This is a genomic window from Actimicrobium sp. CCC2.4 (assembly GCF_034347385.1).
Taxonomy (GTDB): Bacteria; Pseudomonadota; Gammaproteobacteria; order Burkholderiales; family Burkholderiaceae_D; genus Actimicrobium.
In genome coordinates, this window is sequence record NZ_CP133777.1 from 2917390 (window position 1) to 2932593 (window position 15204).

Below are 15204 nucleotides of genomic sequence, written 5' to 3' on the forward strand. Positions count from 1 at the left end.
CCTGCGAGTCACGCCATGCTAACGATCCACCACCTCGGCAAATCCCAATCGGAGCGCATCATCTGGCTCTGCGAAGAACTCGGCCTGCCCTACCAACTCCAGCATTACCAGCGCGATACCGTCACCATGCTGGCACCGCCGGAACTGGCCCGACTCCATCCGCTCGGTGCCGCGCCGGTGATCACCGAAGGCGAGCTGGTGCTGGCCGAATCGGGAGCCATCATGCAATACCTGCTGGCGCGGCATGACAACCAAGGCCTCGCACTAGCGCCGACCGATCCGGCATTTGCCGATTACCTGTACTGGCTAAACTTCGCCAACGGTAACCTGCAACCAAACATGGGGCGCTCGATGTTGCTGCGCAAACTGGACCTGGCGACCGACAACCCGGTTTTGGCTGCGCAAAATGGCCGGCTCGGACGCGTGCTTGATCTCGTCGAAATCCGCCTCGGTAGCAACGACTATCTTGCCGGCAGTGCGTTCAGCGCGGCCGATATCATGCTGGTGTTTTCGCTGACCACGATGCGCATCTTCCTGCCCTACACCTTGTCACCCTACCCGCGCATCCTCGCCTACCTGCAACGGATAGGCGCACGCGCGGCCTACCAGCGGGCAATGCACCGGGGCGATCCGGGCATGGTACCGATGCTGACCTGACCGGTCCGGCTCGCTGACACCGGATTAACGGCCCTCACCGGTGCTGTCGTCGCGCCCGGCAATGCACCGGGCCATGATCTGCTTGAGTTCTTCGAAGAGGATGGGCTTGGACAGGTAGTCATCCATCCCGACCGCCAGGCAGCGCTCGCGGTCACCCTGCATCGCATTGGCGGTCATCGCCACAATCGTCATCCGGTGCGCACTCGCCTGCTCGCCGGCACGGATCAGGCGCGTCGCCTCAAAACCATCCATCACCGGCATCTGGCAATCCATCAGAACAACGGCGTAACGATGCAGCGCCAGCATCGACAATGCTTCCTTGCCGTGGCACGCGATGTGCGTGGCGTATCCGAGCCGCGCCAACTGCCGCGTCGCCACGGCCTGGTTGATCGGATTATCCTCGACCACCAGCACCCGTTCGCCGGGACGACACTGCACGACAGGCGCGGGCGTCTGCAGCGGCTGCGCCGAACGCGGCAAGTCGGGCGCGGTGTCGAGCGGCAGCTCCGTCCAGAACGTCGAGCCCTGACCGGGAATGCTCTCGAAGCCAATCGATCCGCCCATCAGGACGACCAGCCGTTTCGTGATCGACAGACCCAGACCGGTGCCGCCATATTTGCGCGTGATCGAGCCATCGATCTGGTGAAACGGAATGAACAGATCGGCGGCATTTTTTTTGTCGATGCCGATCCCGCTATCGCGCACGGCAAAACGGATCCCTGTCTGCACGCCACCCGACAACACCGGCCTGACGCACAGGGTAACCGTCCCAGTGGCCGTGAATTTGATCGCATTGCCCAGCAAGTTCAGCAGGATCTGGCGCAGCCTGCCTGCATCCCCCATGACCCGCACCGGCAACGCCGGATCGATCGTGCAGGTCAGCACCAGGCCTTTGTCACTCGCCTTGGTGGCGAGCACCTCGATGCATCCGGTCACGGTGGCGGGCAGCGCAAACGCCATTGATTCGACGGTCAGCTTGCCCGCTTCGATGCGGGAAAAATCGAGAATGTCATTGATCACGTTGAGCAGCGAATCGGCTGATGTCTCGATGATCCTGGCGAACTCGCGTTGCCGGGCATCGAGCCGCGTGTCGATCAACAGCGACGTCATGCCGATGATGCCGTTCATCGGCGTGCGGATCTCGTGACTCATTGTCGACAGGAACACGCTCTTGGCCGCATTGGCTTGCTCGGCGACGGTCTTTGCGGCGCGCAGCTCTTCCTTGATCCGGTGCCGCTGGCTGATGTCAAAAATCACGCCATCGACCCAGATGTCGTCGCTTTCATCGGCATGCAGGACACTGCCGCTTTCCCACACCTGCAGGAAGCTGCCGTTACGCTGCATCATCCGGTACTCGATTGTGTACCGTCCGGCGTTGGCAATAGCCTCACGCCAGGCCGAGATCACGTCCGGCTGATCATCCGGATGCACCAGCTCCAGCAAGTCATGCTGGCCCGCGAAAAATGTCGCGACCGGCCAGCCGCTCAGTGTTTCGATCCCATCGCTGACGAACAGCATGCTGCCACCCACCTGACGACGGAATGCCGCACCCGGCAGGTTGGTCATGAACGACCGGTACTGGCGCTCGCGGTCGCGCAGGGTGTTGTGGAATAGCTGGCGGTAGCGCAGTAGTCCGTTGGCGATCAGGACAATGAGCGTCAGCGTGACCGTACCCAATGTGACCGCCACCGAAATGAAACCCGCCGATGCAGCCAGCAAGGGTTCATCCGAGACGGCAACGCCAATAAAGCGCGCCGCGAACATCCCCAACGTATGCATGCCGGCTATGGCCATACCCATCACCGTGCCGCTGATCAGCAGGTTGTGCCAGTTGCGCAGGCCGGTCGCGTTTTGCAGGCCAAAACGCACCCATAACGCGATCATCGCCAGCAGCACCGCGATCAGGATTGACGCTCCGAACCACCACGGATCGTAGCGCAGCAGTGGTGCCATCTGCATCGCCGCCATGCCGCTGTAATGCATCGTGCCGATGCCGGTGCCAACAAGGACGCCGCCGGCGATCAATTGCGACCCGTGGAGCGTGCGCTGCACGAGCAATTGCAGCGCGACCCACGACGCCGCAAGGCTTGGCAGTACCGACAGCAGCGTGAGCCGGACATCGTAGCTGACCGGCACGCACAGCCGGAACGCCAGCATGCCAATAAAATGCATGGCCCAGATACCGCCGCCCAACGCCAGCGCCCCCGAAAAAATGGCAACCTGGCGCTGCAGCGGCCGGTGCGACAGGCGGCCGATGCCGGCAATCTGCAACGCCATCGTCGACGTGAACACGGCAATCATCCACGACAGCCCGATGCGCCAGGGATCGTAGACGCCGTACAGCAACAGCGGCAGGTCGGTCACGTCGATCGTGAAGAAGGACAGGAAGTTCATGGCAGCGTCACGCGATGACGGAAACGACAGTGATTCCCGATCCGGCGCAACCGAAAAAGGTGACAACAAGGGATGGCACGCAAGATCATCGTTCAACGCAGGGACGAAATAGCATCATCGGAAAATCAGGCATGCGGTGACGCGCACACCATGAGCATTCCGAACAGTAGCAGCAAGCTTGCTGCCACTTTTTGTAGCATTTTTTATCGACTGCGGGCACCGCAACGCGCGACTTATCAAGGCGTTTCCCGGACGACAACCCTGCCCTGGCAATCACAACTCCAGCCATTGCGGGAGCAAGCCGCTCAGTCGCTGTCCAGCACCTGCAATATCAGACGATTCCGAACAGGTAATACGCGCCGATCACCACGAAGACTGCCGAAGTGGTAATCACCACCGTGACCATGAACACCATCCCGATCAGCCCCAGTCATGGCGCAGCCCGCGTGGTCGTCTTGAAGAAGGTGGTTGGAATGATGTTCTGGATTTGCGGCGTACCGGGCGGCGTGGCCATCGTGAACGTGAACGCCCTCAGTGCGATGATGGTGGCCGGTATCAGCCGTTTCGGGATATCGCCCTGACGGACCATCCCGGCAGCAAACGAATAGACGGCTACCACGACGACGAACAATGACACGTCGCCATAAGCCAGCAACGCGCAAACCATCACGATCGACAGGATGGTGCGCTGACGGCCGACCAGAGCAATGACGGCGGTGACAATGGATGTTGAAAAACCCGACAGCCCAATAACCTTGCCGAACACGACGGCGAACATGAGCAAAAGCAACGGAGACAATACGATCAAAAAATCCGGGTAAGGCGAACGGAACGGAGCGTCACGGGCCGCCAGACCACACCGCAGATTGACCAGGAAAAACCGGATAAGCGCAGAGCCGGTCCGTGACACTCCTTGCCCCCATGCGCAAGCCTGCACGATAATCGGCTCCCGATGAAGTCTTGCGGACCGGCATGTGGACCACCTGCAAGCGAGCTCTCGCAACAAAGGACATGAATGACCATCACCGAACTCCCGTTCCGGGCAAGCACCACGCAGGCCAGTCACTGGATGGCACAGCAAACCGGCACTCCCTGGGACTTGCCGCGCCTGCTTGAAAATGGCCTGATTCCGTACGTCTGGCTCGACTACGACGCCAGCCTGCCGGCGCTGTTCGGCGACGCCAACGGCGGCTACCCGGCACCGATCTTTTTTGAAGACGACACCCGCCGCCTCGCCGCCGGCAGCGACGATGTGCTGATCACCATCACCAAAGACGTCTACCGCATCGTCGCGCAGTTGCCGCCACCGGGACTGCGGCGTGAACTGCATGAACTGCGCTTTCTGAAGAAGGACCTGGAGCGACTGGCCGGCAAGCTCGAACGCGCCGCCGCTGCCGCGCTGCTGCCGCCACCGGAACCGGTCGCCTCCGCTGGCGCACAGGAATCGCAAGCCGGCATCTGCAAGGATCAAGTGCTGATTGCGTTTGCCAGTCTGCTGAAGATCAATCTGGAGCAGGCGCTGGATGGCGCCGGCGGGATATTTGGCGACGAGGGCGCGCGGGTCAAGGCCAGCACGAAAAAATCAAAGAAGAACGCAGTGTGGAATCCGGTCACGCTGGCGCTGGGCTTGAACGATGTGTACCGGGTGCCGATGGCCCAGCTGAAGCGGGCGTTCGGGACGCATGATTTTTTGCGGGAGTGGGACGAGGATTGGAAGCGGACGTTGGGGTTGCTGGGGAAGTAAATATCGGTGGTTGATGCCTCCCGATTACCGGGTATCGAAGCCGCAGAACACATCGAGGAAGCAGCCCGTAGGGTGCAATAACCGCAGGGCATTGCACCGGAAGGCTCCACGGAGTAGGGCATGTGCTAGCTAGCCTTGGCGATAGCAACCAGTCCATTCGGTGCAATGCCCTTCGGTTATTGCACCCTACGCGACTCGACAAAATAGCCTGCCCCAACGCCTCAAAGACCAGAGCAGAGCGACCGAAACCCCCTTCAACCTCGTTTTAAACGCCCTGCAGGTCAAATAAACTACGCCCATCGAAAAAAACGAAATAATTTTCGATAAATCTGCAAAGAACCACAGAACAACTTTCAAGCAATTGATTTGATACAGTTTTTTTTAAAAAAATGTGCGCCGTGCCAGTGGTAAAAATTATATTAAAGTTTTGACGAATCCAGCCGAAGGGGCGAACAGAAAAAAAGGGCGTTACCGGGCGAGCAGCATTTTTATCGTTGCCTACATTAAACTTTTTGGAGCACCTACCGATAAAGATTACAACAGCGGTTTGCATCCCTCCCACAGAGGGGAAACCAAAGTTGACCGGGCCTTCAAATAGCCAGCAGTCATCGACCCCTTAACTCAGGAGCACTACCATGGCCTCATTCATCAATACCAACCTTGCATCATTGAACGCTCAACGTAACCTGACCACCTCGCAATCCGGTCTGGCTACTTCGCTGCAACGCTTGTCGTCCGGTCTGCGGATCAACTCCGCAAAAGACGACGCCGCCGGCCTGGCAATTTCCGAGCGTCTGACTTCGCAGATCAATGGTTCCGATCAAGCTGGCCGCAACGCGAACGATGGCATCTCGCTGGCGCAAACCGCTGAGGGCGACCTGGCACAGATCGGTAACAACTTGCAGCGTATTCGTGAACTGGCTGTCCAGTCAGCCAACGGTTCGAACTCGGCATCGGATCGTGCTTCGATCAATAACGAATCCAAGTCACTGATTGCTGAAATCGACCGGGTCGCGTCCAACTCCTCGTTCAACGGCAACAAACTGCTCGATGGTTCGTTCACGTCCCAATCGTTTCAAATCGGCGCGAACGGTACCGCCAACGACCGTATTTCAATTGCATCAATTTCCAGCGCAAAAGCTAGCAGCCTGGGTGTCGGCTCAAGCTCAAGCTACTCGACAACACCCACCGCATCCGGCGCAGTGTCAAACAGCGCGGCGCTTACGCAAGGTGAACTGGCGTTGAACGGTTTCTCGGTAGGCGCTTCAGCGACCGATGGTGTTTCATTCACTTCCGGTACTTCGAGTGGCATAGCAATCGCAGCGGCAATCAATGCGATCAGTGGCGCAAGTGGTGTTACCGCATCGGTCGGCGCAACGACGACTACCGGCACTACAGTCACAGCTGCAGGCTTTGCCACAGCTATTGCCGATAATGACATTACGCTTAACGGAGTTAATCTGGGGCCGATCGCAGCTGCAGGGTCGATCGCAGAGCGTGGTGGTCAAGTTGCTGCGGCAGTGAATTCGAAATCATCGCAGACCGGAGTAACAGCAACATTCGATACAGCGACTGGCGCAGTTGCACTAAAGGCAACCGACGGACGAAACGTTACTCTTACAACAACCGCTAATGCAGCTGCAGTAGCAACAGGTTTGGGCAGCGGGGGAGCGACTACTGTAACCACGGGCTCAACAGTTTCGCTAAGCTCATCGAGTTCTGCAGGTATTACTGTGTCGGCACTTTCCGCAACCGCCGCAGCAAAGGCTGGTCAAACGATTGGCTTTACAGCTGCAACCGCAACAGCAGGTGCCGGCATTTCGTCCCTGAACCTCGATACAGCAGCGGGCGCGCAATCGGCACTGGCGACCATCGATTCGGCCCTTGCATCAATCAGCTCATCACGCGCTTCACTCGGTGCTGTGCAAAACCGGTTTGCTTCGGTTGTTTCGAGCCTGCAAACCACGTCGGAAAACTTGTCAGCTTCCCGTAGCCGGATTCAGGATACCGACTTCGCTTCGGAAACCGCCAAGCTGACCCGCGGCCAGATTCTGCAACAAGCTGGTACGGCCATGCTGGCCCAGGCCAATTCGCTGCCGAACGGTGTACTCTCGTTGCTGCGTTAAGCCACTGAGAGACGGTAAAAGTAGCGGTCCTTAGGGACCGCACTATCAGGACGGAAACCGGGAAACCGCTTTCCGTCTTCTAACTGAGAAGGGGAAAAAAATGGACATCACCGGACTATCGAGCGCACGACCAGCAGCGCCAGTCAGTGTTGATCAAACCCGTCTGGCAGCGCCGAGATCACCCGCCGTATCTGCCCCCGTTGTGGCAGACAATGGCATCAATGTGACGGCAACTACCACTGTCAAACCGGTGCCGCCTAGCGACATTGAGGTCGAACAATCGATCAAGGAAGTCAATAAATACCTGAAAGAGACGCTGAACGGCATCGAATTCAGCCAGGACAAAGACACCGGCCAGACACTGGTCAAAATCGTCGATACCACCAGCGGCAAGGTGATCCGGCAAATCCCGACAGCGCAAGCCGTCGAGATATCCAAAGACATCGGCAAGCTGCAAGGCCTGCTGATCAAAGACAAGGCATAACCTCGGACGAGGGCACACACCATGGCTATTTCCGCACCCGGTATTGGATCAAGTCTCGACGTCAATTCGATCGTCAGTCAGCTTGTAGCGATCGACCGCCAGCCGCTGACGACACTGGCGAAAAAACAGGCAAGTTTCCAGGCCAAGCTGTCAGCCATGGGCAGTGTCAAGAGTTCCCTTTCGTCTTTCCAGAGTGCGGTCAACGGGCTATCGGACATCACCAAGTTTCAGGCTGCTACCGTCAGTTCGTCAGATGCGACCGTAGCCTCGGCCAGCGGCAGTTCGATTGCCGTGCCGGGCACTTATTCATTGCAAGTGACTAGTCTGGCGCAGGCACAAAAACTGGTCGCGCCGGGTCAGCTCACTAGCAATACCGCCATCGGCAGCGGCACGCTGACGTTTGATTTCGGCACCATCAGCGGTGGTACTTCAGCTAGCGGTAAATATACCGGGTCGAGTTTCACAAGCAATGCCGCCGGGGTCAAAACCGTCACCATCGATGCGGGTAACAATACGCTGACCGGCATCCGCGATGCCATCAACGGTGCCAGCATCGGCGTGACGGCGACCATTCTCAATGATGGTGGCACGTCGCCTTACCGGTTGGTGCTGACCCAGGGCAGCACCGGGGTGAGCAACAGCATGAAGATTTCGGTCGGTGGCGATGCCGCCCTGTCGGCGTTGCTCGGCCAGGATCCTGCCGGCACGCAAGCGATGACCGAAAACCAGACCGCTGCCAATGCCTTGTTCTCGATTGACGGCATCGCCGTGTCGAAGACCTCGAATACCGTTACCGACGTGCTGCCGGGCGTGACGCTCAATTTGCTCGCCAAGACCGCAGCGGGCGCCAACGTGAACCTGACCGTGGCGCGCGATACCGCCGCCATCACCAATTCAGTCACGCAGTTTGTCAATGCCTTCAACCAGATTACGCAAACGCTGAACAATGTTTCGGCCTTCGATGCGACCACCAACACGGCGGCCGTGCTGAACGGCGATTCGTCGATCCGTTCGATCCAGTCCCAGATCCGCAATGTGCTCAATGCGCCTGTCGCCGGCGGCAACAGCGCGTATTCGATCCTGTCCGAGATCGGTGTCTCGCTACAAAAAACCGGTGGGCTGACGCTTGACAACACCAAGCTGCAGGCGGCTGTCAAGGACCACTATGCCGATATCGCCGGCCTGTTCGCTGCAGTCGGCAAGAGCACCGATAGCCAGGTGACCTACACGGCGGCAACCGCCAACACCAAGCCGGGCGCGTATGCAGTGAACATATCGCAGCTGGCCCGCCAGGGCAGCGCCGTCGGATTGAGCGCCGTCACCGGTGCCGGCAGCGCAAAAACGACCGGCTCGGCCGCCGCCAACCTTGTTGTCGATGGCAGCAATGATTCACTGACCGTCTTGCTTGATGGCGTCAGCACCAGTATTTCGCTGACGCAGCAAACCTATGCCACCGCCGCCGACCTGGCCACCGAAGTCCAGACCCGCATCAACGCGGCGTCCGCCTTCACAACGGCCGGATCCAGCGCGACGGTGACCAACAACGCCGGCGTGCTGACGATCACGTCGAACAAGACCGGCTCGGCATCGGCTGCCAGCGTCACTGGCGGCAATGGCAAAACCGGTCTGCTGGGATCGGCACCGACGGTCACGGCCGGCTACGACACAGCGATCACGACCGGTTCGAACGACACGCTGAGCGTGCAGCTCGATGGCGTGACCAAGACCATCACGCTGGCCGCAGGCAATTACAGCTTCACGTCGCTGGCCGCTGAATTGCAGGGCAAGATCAACGGCGCGACCGAGTTCTCGTCGGTCGGCAGTGCGGTCAAGGTGACCCAGAATGCCGGCGTGCTGTCGATCCTGTCGAATAGCTACGGTGCCAAATCCAGTGCGACGGTGACCAGCGGCACGGCATTGGCCGCCCTGTTCGGCGGCACGCCAACACCCACTGCCGGACGCGATGTGATCGGCACCATCAATGGTGCGGCGGCGGTCGGCGTCGGCCAATTGCTTACAGGCGCCACCGGTGACGCCTCGGAAGGTCTGACCCTGGTCGCCGAAGGCGTGGCACTAGGTGCGCGCGGCACGATCAATTATTCACAAGGCTATGCCTTCCAGCTCAACAAATTATTGACCGGATTGCTGGGCGCAAACGGGCCGGTCACGTCGCGCACCGATGGCCTCGCCGAATCGATAAAATCGAATAACAAGAGCCAGGTCGCACTTAGCGCAACCATCGCCGCCAACGAAAAACGCTATCGCGCCCAGTACACCGCGCTCGACAGCGTCATCAGCAAACTCAACACAACAAGCACCTACCTGACACAGCAACTGGCTGCGATCGCCAAGAATTCTTAACGGAGAACTGCCATGTTCGGAAAATCTTCAAAAGGCGCGAATGCCTACGCCACCGTCAGCATGGAAACCGGCGTCACTTCCGCGTCACCGCACAAGCTGATCGTGATGCTGTTCGACGGCGCGCTGGTTGCCGTCGCGATTGCTGAACAACAAATGAAAGACGGGAACATTCAGGCCAAAGGCAAGTCCATTTCGAAAGCCATCTCGATCATCGACAACGGACTGCGTGCCAGCCTCGATAAAAAAGTCGGTGGCCAGATTGCCGAGAGCCTTGATGCGCTGTATGCCTACATGAGCAATCGCCTGCTGGTAGCGAACCTGAAAAACCAGCCGGAGATTTTGCAGGAAGTGCATACCTTGCTGATGGACCTGAAGTCGGCCTGGGATGCGATCGGACAGCAGGCTGAAGCGCTACCAGCGGCAACCGCCGCACCGGTCAAGGCAGCACCCGACATGTCCACCTATGCACCTACCATGATGAAAGCCTGACTGACGATGAATAGCCAAGAAGTTCTGTCGCTGTACGAAACGGTTTCCGACATCACAGGCGAGATGCTGGTCGCTGCGCAAAAGCGCGACTGGGAACAACTGGTGGTGCTGGAGTCACGCGTGGCCGGGCATGTCAGTTCGCTGAAAACCGGTGAAGAGCCGACCGCGCTGACCGGCGCGACACGACTGCGCAAGGTCCAGATCATCCAGAAAATCCTGGCCCACGACCGGCTGATCCGCGACATCACCCAGCCATGGATGGCCGAACTGGCGATTCTGATGAATAGCGCCGGCACCGAGCGCAAGCTGTCGCAGGCTTACGGCGGGAAGCAAGCCGGCTAGGCATGGTCGCCCCGATCGATATCCAGGGAACCCGTTCGCTGGTTCCGCTCGAGTCGCTGTATCCGACCGCGCGTATCGGCGATGCACGCGAAGACGCCAACGCCCGCTTGTCCCAACTGGCGCTGGGTCAGAAAGTCCAGGGCACGGTGGCGTCGCTGCTCGATGATGGATCGTTCATCGTCAAGCTGGCCGATACTGCCGTGCGCGCCAACCTGCCGCAGGGCAGCAAGGTCGGTGACCAGTTGCAAATGACGCTGATGGGGACCGAACCGCGTGCGACCTTTTTGCTGGACGGCGAAGCAGGTGCCGCACCGGCCACCTTCAGCCCGACCGCGCGCCTGATCGACAGCCTGCAGCAACACTCCACCGCCACCGCCCTGCTCGGCAAGACACCACTGGTCAGCACCGGTGCAGCACCGCCGGCACAGATCGCCGCCGCCTTGCAGGGCGCGCTTGGCAACAGCGGCATTTTTTACGAATCGCATGTCCAGCAGTGGGCCAATGGTGAACGGCCGCTGGCCGACGTGCTGCGCGAACCGCAAAACATCAACGCCCGCACGGCCAGTCCCGATGCGGTGCTCAATCCCGATACGGCACGCATCGTCAACCTCCAGCTCAACACGCTCGACATCCCCCGCGTGCAATGGCAAGGCGAAGTCTGGCCCGGCCAGACGATGCAGTGGGAAGTCAGCGAACAGCCACAGCAACAGCAAACGCCGGACGACGAAGCGCCCGAGCGCAGCTGGCAGAGCGTGGTGCGGTTTGACTTGCCGACACTGGGTCGGGTCGCCGCGACGATCACGCTGGTCGGCGACCATGTGCAAGTGCAGGTGCGTACGGCCGATCCGGCCAGCGCGCAGACGCTGCGACTGCACGGCGCGCAGTTGTCGGAGGCACTCGCCGCCGCCGGCTCGATGCTCGACTTGCTGACGGTGCGGCAGGATGAACAAACCTGATGGATAAGCCGGATTCGCCGCTCAAGAACGCCGTCGCCCTGGCCTACCAGAGCGGCGATGCCGCGCCGAAAATTGTTGCCAAGGGGCGCGGGCTGATCGCGGCGCAGATCATCGAGCGTGCGAAAGAACACGGCGTCTTTGTGCATGAATCGAAGGAACTGGTGGCGCTACTGATGCAGGTCGACCTCGATGGCCAGATTCCGCCGGCGTTGTACCGCGCGATTGCCGAACTGCTGGCATGGCTTTATCACATCGAAGCGGCAAAAGCGGCAGGTGGCGAGGTATCATCGTGACTTTCCGCCTCCCAACACACGAGCAACCGATGCCCACATCCCAAGAAGATCGCGGAGACGCCGACCTTGACCTCAGTCCATTTAAAGTCAGTTCCCGCCGCGAAATCACGGCGCTGATGCGCGCACTGTGCGACCAGCGCCAGCTGATCCGCCTGCTGGTCGAAGACTCGGGCGACGCCGCCGTAACCTCGGTGCTGCATATCGATGAAGTCAACGGCAACGTGATCCTCGACGTACCGGCCGATACCAGCGTCACCAGACGCTTGCTCGACAGTGAAAACATATCGTTCGAGACGGTCCTCGAACGCATCCGCATCCTGTTCTTCGCCACCCGGATCGAGGAATGCGAATACGGCGGCCTGCCAGCCCTGCGCATTGCGCTGCCCGCCAGCATGATCCGGCTGCAGCGACGCGAGTTTTATCGTGTCGCCACGCCGCTGTCGACACCCCTGCGCTGCACAATACAGATCGTCGATGGCGAAACCGTGCAACCGGTGACGCTCTCGCTGCTCAATGTCAGCGGCGGCGGCATCACGATCATCGATGACCAGCATCAACTGGATCACACGGTCGGCCGTATTTATCAAGGTTGCCAGATCTATCTGCCTGGCAGCACCGTCGTCGTCACCTCACTTGAAATCCGTAACTCGGTCGATGTGCGCCTTGAAAATGGCAAGCACACGCGCCGGCTAGGCTGTCTGTTTCATGACTTGCCGAAGGCGATGCTGGCGGTCATCCAGCGCTATATCACCCGTCTGGAGCGGGAGCAGAATGCGCGGAATAACGGAATACGCTGATCCGCTAGGAGGCTCTGCACTGCGGCAATTGCATGCCGCTTTCCAGGGCGGATTCAACGTCGGCTAGCACTTTAGTAACTGTGGTCGTGCCTTGATGCGCGCTTGCACCGACCGCACTACAACTTGGGTATCCGCACCGTCTTGCTGATCATCAGCGACCCCGACAGCACAAACAGCAATGCCAGTGGATGCAGCGCCCAGTTGCCGGCGTTCCAGACACCACCCAGCATGTTGCTACCGATCTGCCCGCTCCATCCCATCCAGGCCAGTACGGCCGTGATCAGCACACTGGTCGGGATCGGTGTGCCCTCGAAGTACGCGACCTTGTCGGCACCGTCGGACAGGTCTTCGGCAGTGACGTTGTAGCGCGCGAGACGGCTCACGCCGCAACAGACGAAAAACACCAGTGCGATCACGTCAAGCCCGCCGCGCAGGCCGGCAGCAAAGGCCAGCGCGGCGGGTGCCAGGCCGAACGAAATGATATCGGCCAGCGAATCGAGTTCGCGTCCCAGCGCCGAATGCTGCTGGCGCCAGCGCGCAATGCGGCCATCGAGGACATCGAACAGGAAGGCGGCCGGTGCCATTGCTGCTGCCCACATGAACTGGACGATCGAGCCGCTGGCCATGTAGAGCATCGATAAAAAAACCGCACCGACCCCACAGGCGGCATTGCCCAACGTAAAAAAGTCGGCCAGATGGAATTCGCGCAGCATCGAAAAATGCCGTGGCTTGCCTGCATCGGGGTTATCGCGCATCGGTGATTCCTTGAAGTTATCTGGCCGAATCGGCCGGCACGATGGTGGTGGTTTCGCGGATCAGCCCGCCGTCCCGCACGCTGCCGCTGACGCTGCCTTCGCCGCGTATCCGGCTCTCGCAATCGCGCTTGTCAGCCGGCGGCAGCGCGGCGCAACGGCGCATGGCGTTGGCGTCGTAGGAGGCGTTGCCATCACCAAGCTGATGACGAAGGGCTTCATCGCGGGCAGCACCGGCTTCCTTGAGGCAAGTCGCCTCGCTCTGGTTAGACTGGCCGGACAGGCAGACCGCACGTTCGGCTTGGTAGCGGTCTCCGGCGCTGGTAGCCGATGATTCGGCAGCGCTGGCAGTGCCGCTCAAACTTGCCGCCAGCACGACGGCGGTCAGACAAATGGGCATCCTGGACATCATTTCTCCCGATCAAAAACCTTAAGCTAATCCGCCCGTCCGGGCCAGTCTGTTCGCTGGCAGACATACGCAAACTGATCGTCGCCTGATGTCTTCTGCAATAGTCTGCGCCGCATGGACGCCCTCCTTTTTCCTGACCCGCCGGTGCCTGCCAAAATCGTATCAGTGTGGTCGACGATCGCTGGCTCGAATGGCGCAGCGCGACCTTGCTGCCGGACGACGCGGCGCGTACCATGCGCGCACACGACAATACTTAACAGGAAACACCATGGACGACCGCTTGACTACCGACGAATACGATGCGCTGACCCAGATCGGCAATGCCGCCCGCGGTGAGCGACAGAGCGCCTGCGTTGCCCGCAACTCAAAAAAACTCAATGGCTTGAAATTCATCAGCCACGCCCGCGACGGCCAATTGACGCTGACCGAAAAAGGTCAGCAAACCCTGTTCCTGAAACAATGCATCGAAGGCTTGCGCGCCGTATCGACCGACGCGCTGGCCCATCTGTCGGCTGATGTTGCGCTGTTCCTCGGCAAGAAGGGTCACATCACCCGCGCCGATGACGGCACCTTTGCGATCACGCAGCGCGGCAGTGAATCACTGGCCGATATTGATGCGGCCAGCAAGCATTAACGGACTTACCGGAACTTGTCCCTGCGGCCGGTCCTGATGTCGATCGAAAACTTCACGCCTTTTTCGGTCAGTTCGATCGCCTCAGGCGGTTCGTCGCCGGCCAGCACGCCGGACAATACCGGCAAGCCCTCGCCCTTGCGCAGCAGCGCGTCGGCCCGCTCATAGACATTCTTGCAGCCGGTCTCGGCCATCAGGCTTTGGACAATCGGCACCTTCCAGGCCTCGACGCCGGCGGCCTGGAATTCGCACACCAGGTAGCCTTTGAGCCCGCCGTACCATTCGACCAGCAAGCCCGACAAGCCATCCTCGTCACCACTGACCAGCACCACCGGCTTGGTGGTGGCGCCACTGCGCTTGGCCACGGCGGCCTTGACGCGGCGCTTGATCAACGCGTGATCGACCGGTTCGTCGGCGTCGTAGCTCCAGATCCGCGCGCGGATTTGCGACTTGGAATTGTAGGCCGCGCGGGCGATGAACTGACCTGACGAGGTATGCACCAGCGCCGTGATGCCGGCGGTCATTTTTTCTTGCGGACGGCCGTCGACCCGTTCGACCGCCGACGCGTAAATCCACGGCTGGCGTTCTTCGAGCAGGCTTTTTTCCTTGCCTTGTTTGATGGTGATGATGAGCATGAGGTGATTCCGGATAAGGTAACGCGACGGATGAGGTAACGCGACAAGAAGTGCCGAAGGTTCCGGCGAGACTGCGCAGTGTAATAAGATTTGGCGCGGACATCCATGCAATCATCCGACAATTGATTTTCCGC

General features: G+C 59.8%; 15 protein-coding genes and 2 pseudogenes. 11 read left to right on the top strand and 6 right to left on the bottom strand.

The genetic code is table 11. The annotated features are described in order from the left end of the window. The first annotated feature begins 15 nt into the window (after window positions 1-15). Window positions 16-657, top strand: a complete 642-nt coding sequence (locus RHM62_RS13330) for a glutathione S-transferase family protein (RefSeq protein WP_322122570.1) — start codon at window positions 16-18, stop codon at window positions 655-657. 24 nt (window positions 658-681) lie between these two features. On the opposite strand, the gene RHM62_RS19070 is transcribed toward RHM62_RS13330, so the two are convergent. The 3 genes and pseudogenes from RHM62_RS19070 to RHM62_RS13340 form a co-directional block, all read right to left on the bottom strand. After that, window positions 682-1500 carry an ATP-binding protein gene (locus tag RHM62_RS19070; protein WP_416172331.1) on the bottom strand — a complete coding sequence of 273 codons (819 nt, stop codon included), beginning with the start codon at window positions 1498-1500 and terminating at the stop codon, window positions 682-684. A gap of 147 nt (window positions 1501-1647) precedes the next feature. After that, a pseudogene (locus tag RHM62_RS19075) lies at window positions 1648-3051 on the bottom strand (MHYT domain-containing protein); the annotation flags it as partial. A gap of 433 nt (window positions 3052-3484) precedes the next feature. Continuing rightward, window positions 3485-3823, bottom strand: a pseudogene (locus RHM62_RS13340) (GntP family permease); the annotation flags it as partial. A gap of 243 nt (window positions 3824-4066) precedes the next feature. Here RHM62_RS13340 and RHM62_RS13345 point away from each other — a divergent pair. The 9 genes from RHM62_RS13345 (at window position 4067) to RHM62_RS13385 (ending at window position 12643) form a co-directional block, all read left to right on the top strand. Further along, window positions 4067-4795 (top strand): hypothetical protein, encoded by a 729-nt coding sequence (locus RHM62_RS13345; RefSeq protein ID WP_322122572.1) that lies wholly within the window; start codon window positions 4067-4069, stop codon window positions 4793-4795. Window positions 4796-5430: 635 nt separating this feature from the next. Further along, window positions 5431-6921: a flagellin gene (locus RHM62_RS13350; RefSeq protein ID WP_322122573.1), complete on the top strand. Its 1491-nt coding sequence runs from the start codon at window positions 5431-5433 to the stop codon at window positions 6919-6921. Between the two features lie 100 nt (window positions 6922-7021). After that, the gene (locus RHM62_RS13355) at window positions 7022-7405 is read left to right on the top strand and encodes a flagellar protein FlaG (protein WP_322122574.1); all 384 of its coding nucleotides are present in this window, start codon (window positions 7022-7024) and stop codon (window positions 7403-7405) included. Between the two features lie 21 nt (window positions 7406-7426). Beyond that, window positions 7427-9766 carry a flagellar filament capping protein FliD gene (gene fliD, locus RHM62_RS13360; protein ID WP_322122575.1) on the top strand — a complete coding sequence of 780 codons (2340 nt, stop codon included), beginning with the start codon at window positions 7427-7429 and terminating at the stop codon, window positions 9764-9766. 12 nt (window positions 9767-9778) lie between these two features. Beyond that, a complete protein-coding gene (fliS, locus tag RHM62_RS13365) occupies window positions 9779-10255 on the top strand; it encodes a flagellar export chaperone FliS (protein WP_322122576.1) in 477 nt (158 codons plus the stop codon). A 6-nt stretch (window positions 10256-10261) separates the two neighbouring features. Further along, window positions 10262-10597 carry a flagellar protein FliT gene (locus RHM62_RS13370; protein ID WP_322122577.1) on the top strand — a complete coding sequence of 112 codons (336 nt, stop codon included), beginning with the start codon at window positions 10262-10264 and terminating at the stop codon, window positions 10595-10597. A 2-nt stretch (window positions 10598-10599) separates the two neighbouring features. Continuing rightward, window positions 10600-11553, top strand: coding sequence for a flagellar hook-length control protein FliK (locus RHM62_RS13375; RefSeq protein ID WP_322122578.1), 954 nt, complete (start codon window positions 10600-10602; stop codon window positions 11551-11553). Continuing rightward, complete coding sequence (locus tag RHM62_RS13380; protein ID WP_322122579.1) at window positions 11553-11846, top strand: EscU/YscU/HrcU family type III secretion system export apparatus switch protein; 294 nt, start codon at window positions 11553-11555, stop codon at window positions 11844-11846. The genes RHM62_RS13375 and RHM62_RS13380 overlap by 1 nt, the downstream gene beginning before the upstream one ends. A 29-nt stretch (window positions 11847-11875) precedes the next feature. After that, window positions 11876-12643 (top strand): flagellar brake protein, encoded by a 768-nt coding sequence (locus RHM62_RS13385; RefSeq protein WP_322122580.1) that lies wholly within the window; start codon window positions 11876-11878, stop codon window positions 12641-12643. Window positions 12644-12759: 116 nt separating this feature from the next. On the opposite strand, the gene RHM62_RS13390 is transcribed toward RHM62_RS13385, so the two are convergent. Then, window positions 12760-13398, bottom strand: a complete 639-nt coding sequence (locus RHM62_RS13390; RefSeq protein ID WP_322122581.1) for a CDP-alcohol phosphatidyltransferase family protein — start codon at window positions 13396-13398, stop codon at window positions 12760-12762. Window positions 13399-13414: 16 nt separating this feature from the next. Beyond that, entirely contained in the window at window positions 13415-13795 is a 381-nt protein-coding gene (locus RHM62_RS13395) for a hypothetical protein (RefSeq protein WP_322122582.1), read from the bottom strand. Between the two features lie 277 nt (window positions 13796-14072). Here RHM62_RS13395 and RHM62_RS13400 point away from each other — a divergent pair, with 277 nt between their 5' ends. Continuing rightward, entirely contained in the window at window positions 14073-14438 is a 366-nt protein-coding gene (locus RHM62_RS13400; protein WP_009666570.1) for a hypothetical protein, read from the top strand. A gap of 5 nt (window positions 14439-14443) precedes the next feature. On the opposite strand, the gene RHM62_RS13405 is transcribed toward RHM62_RS13400, so the two are convergent. After that, window positions 14444-15070, bottom strand: a complete 627-nt coding sequence (locus RHM62_RS13405; RefSeq protein WP_322122583.1) for an SAM-dependent methyltransferase — start codon at window positions 15068-15070, stop codon at window positions 14444-14446. Between the last annotated feature and the right edge of the window lie 134 nt (window positions 15071-15204).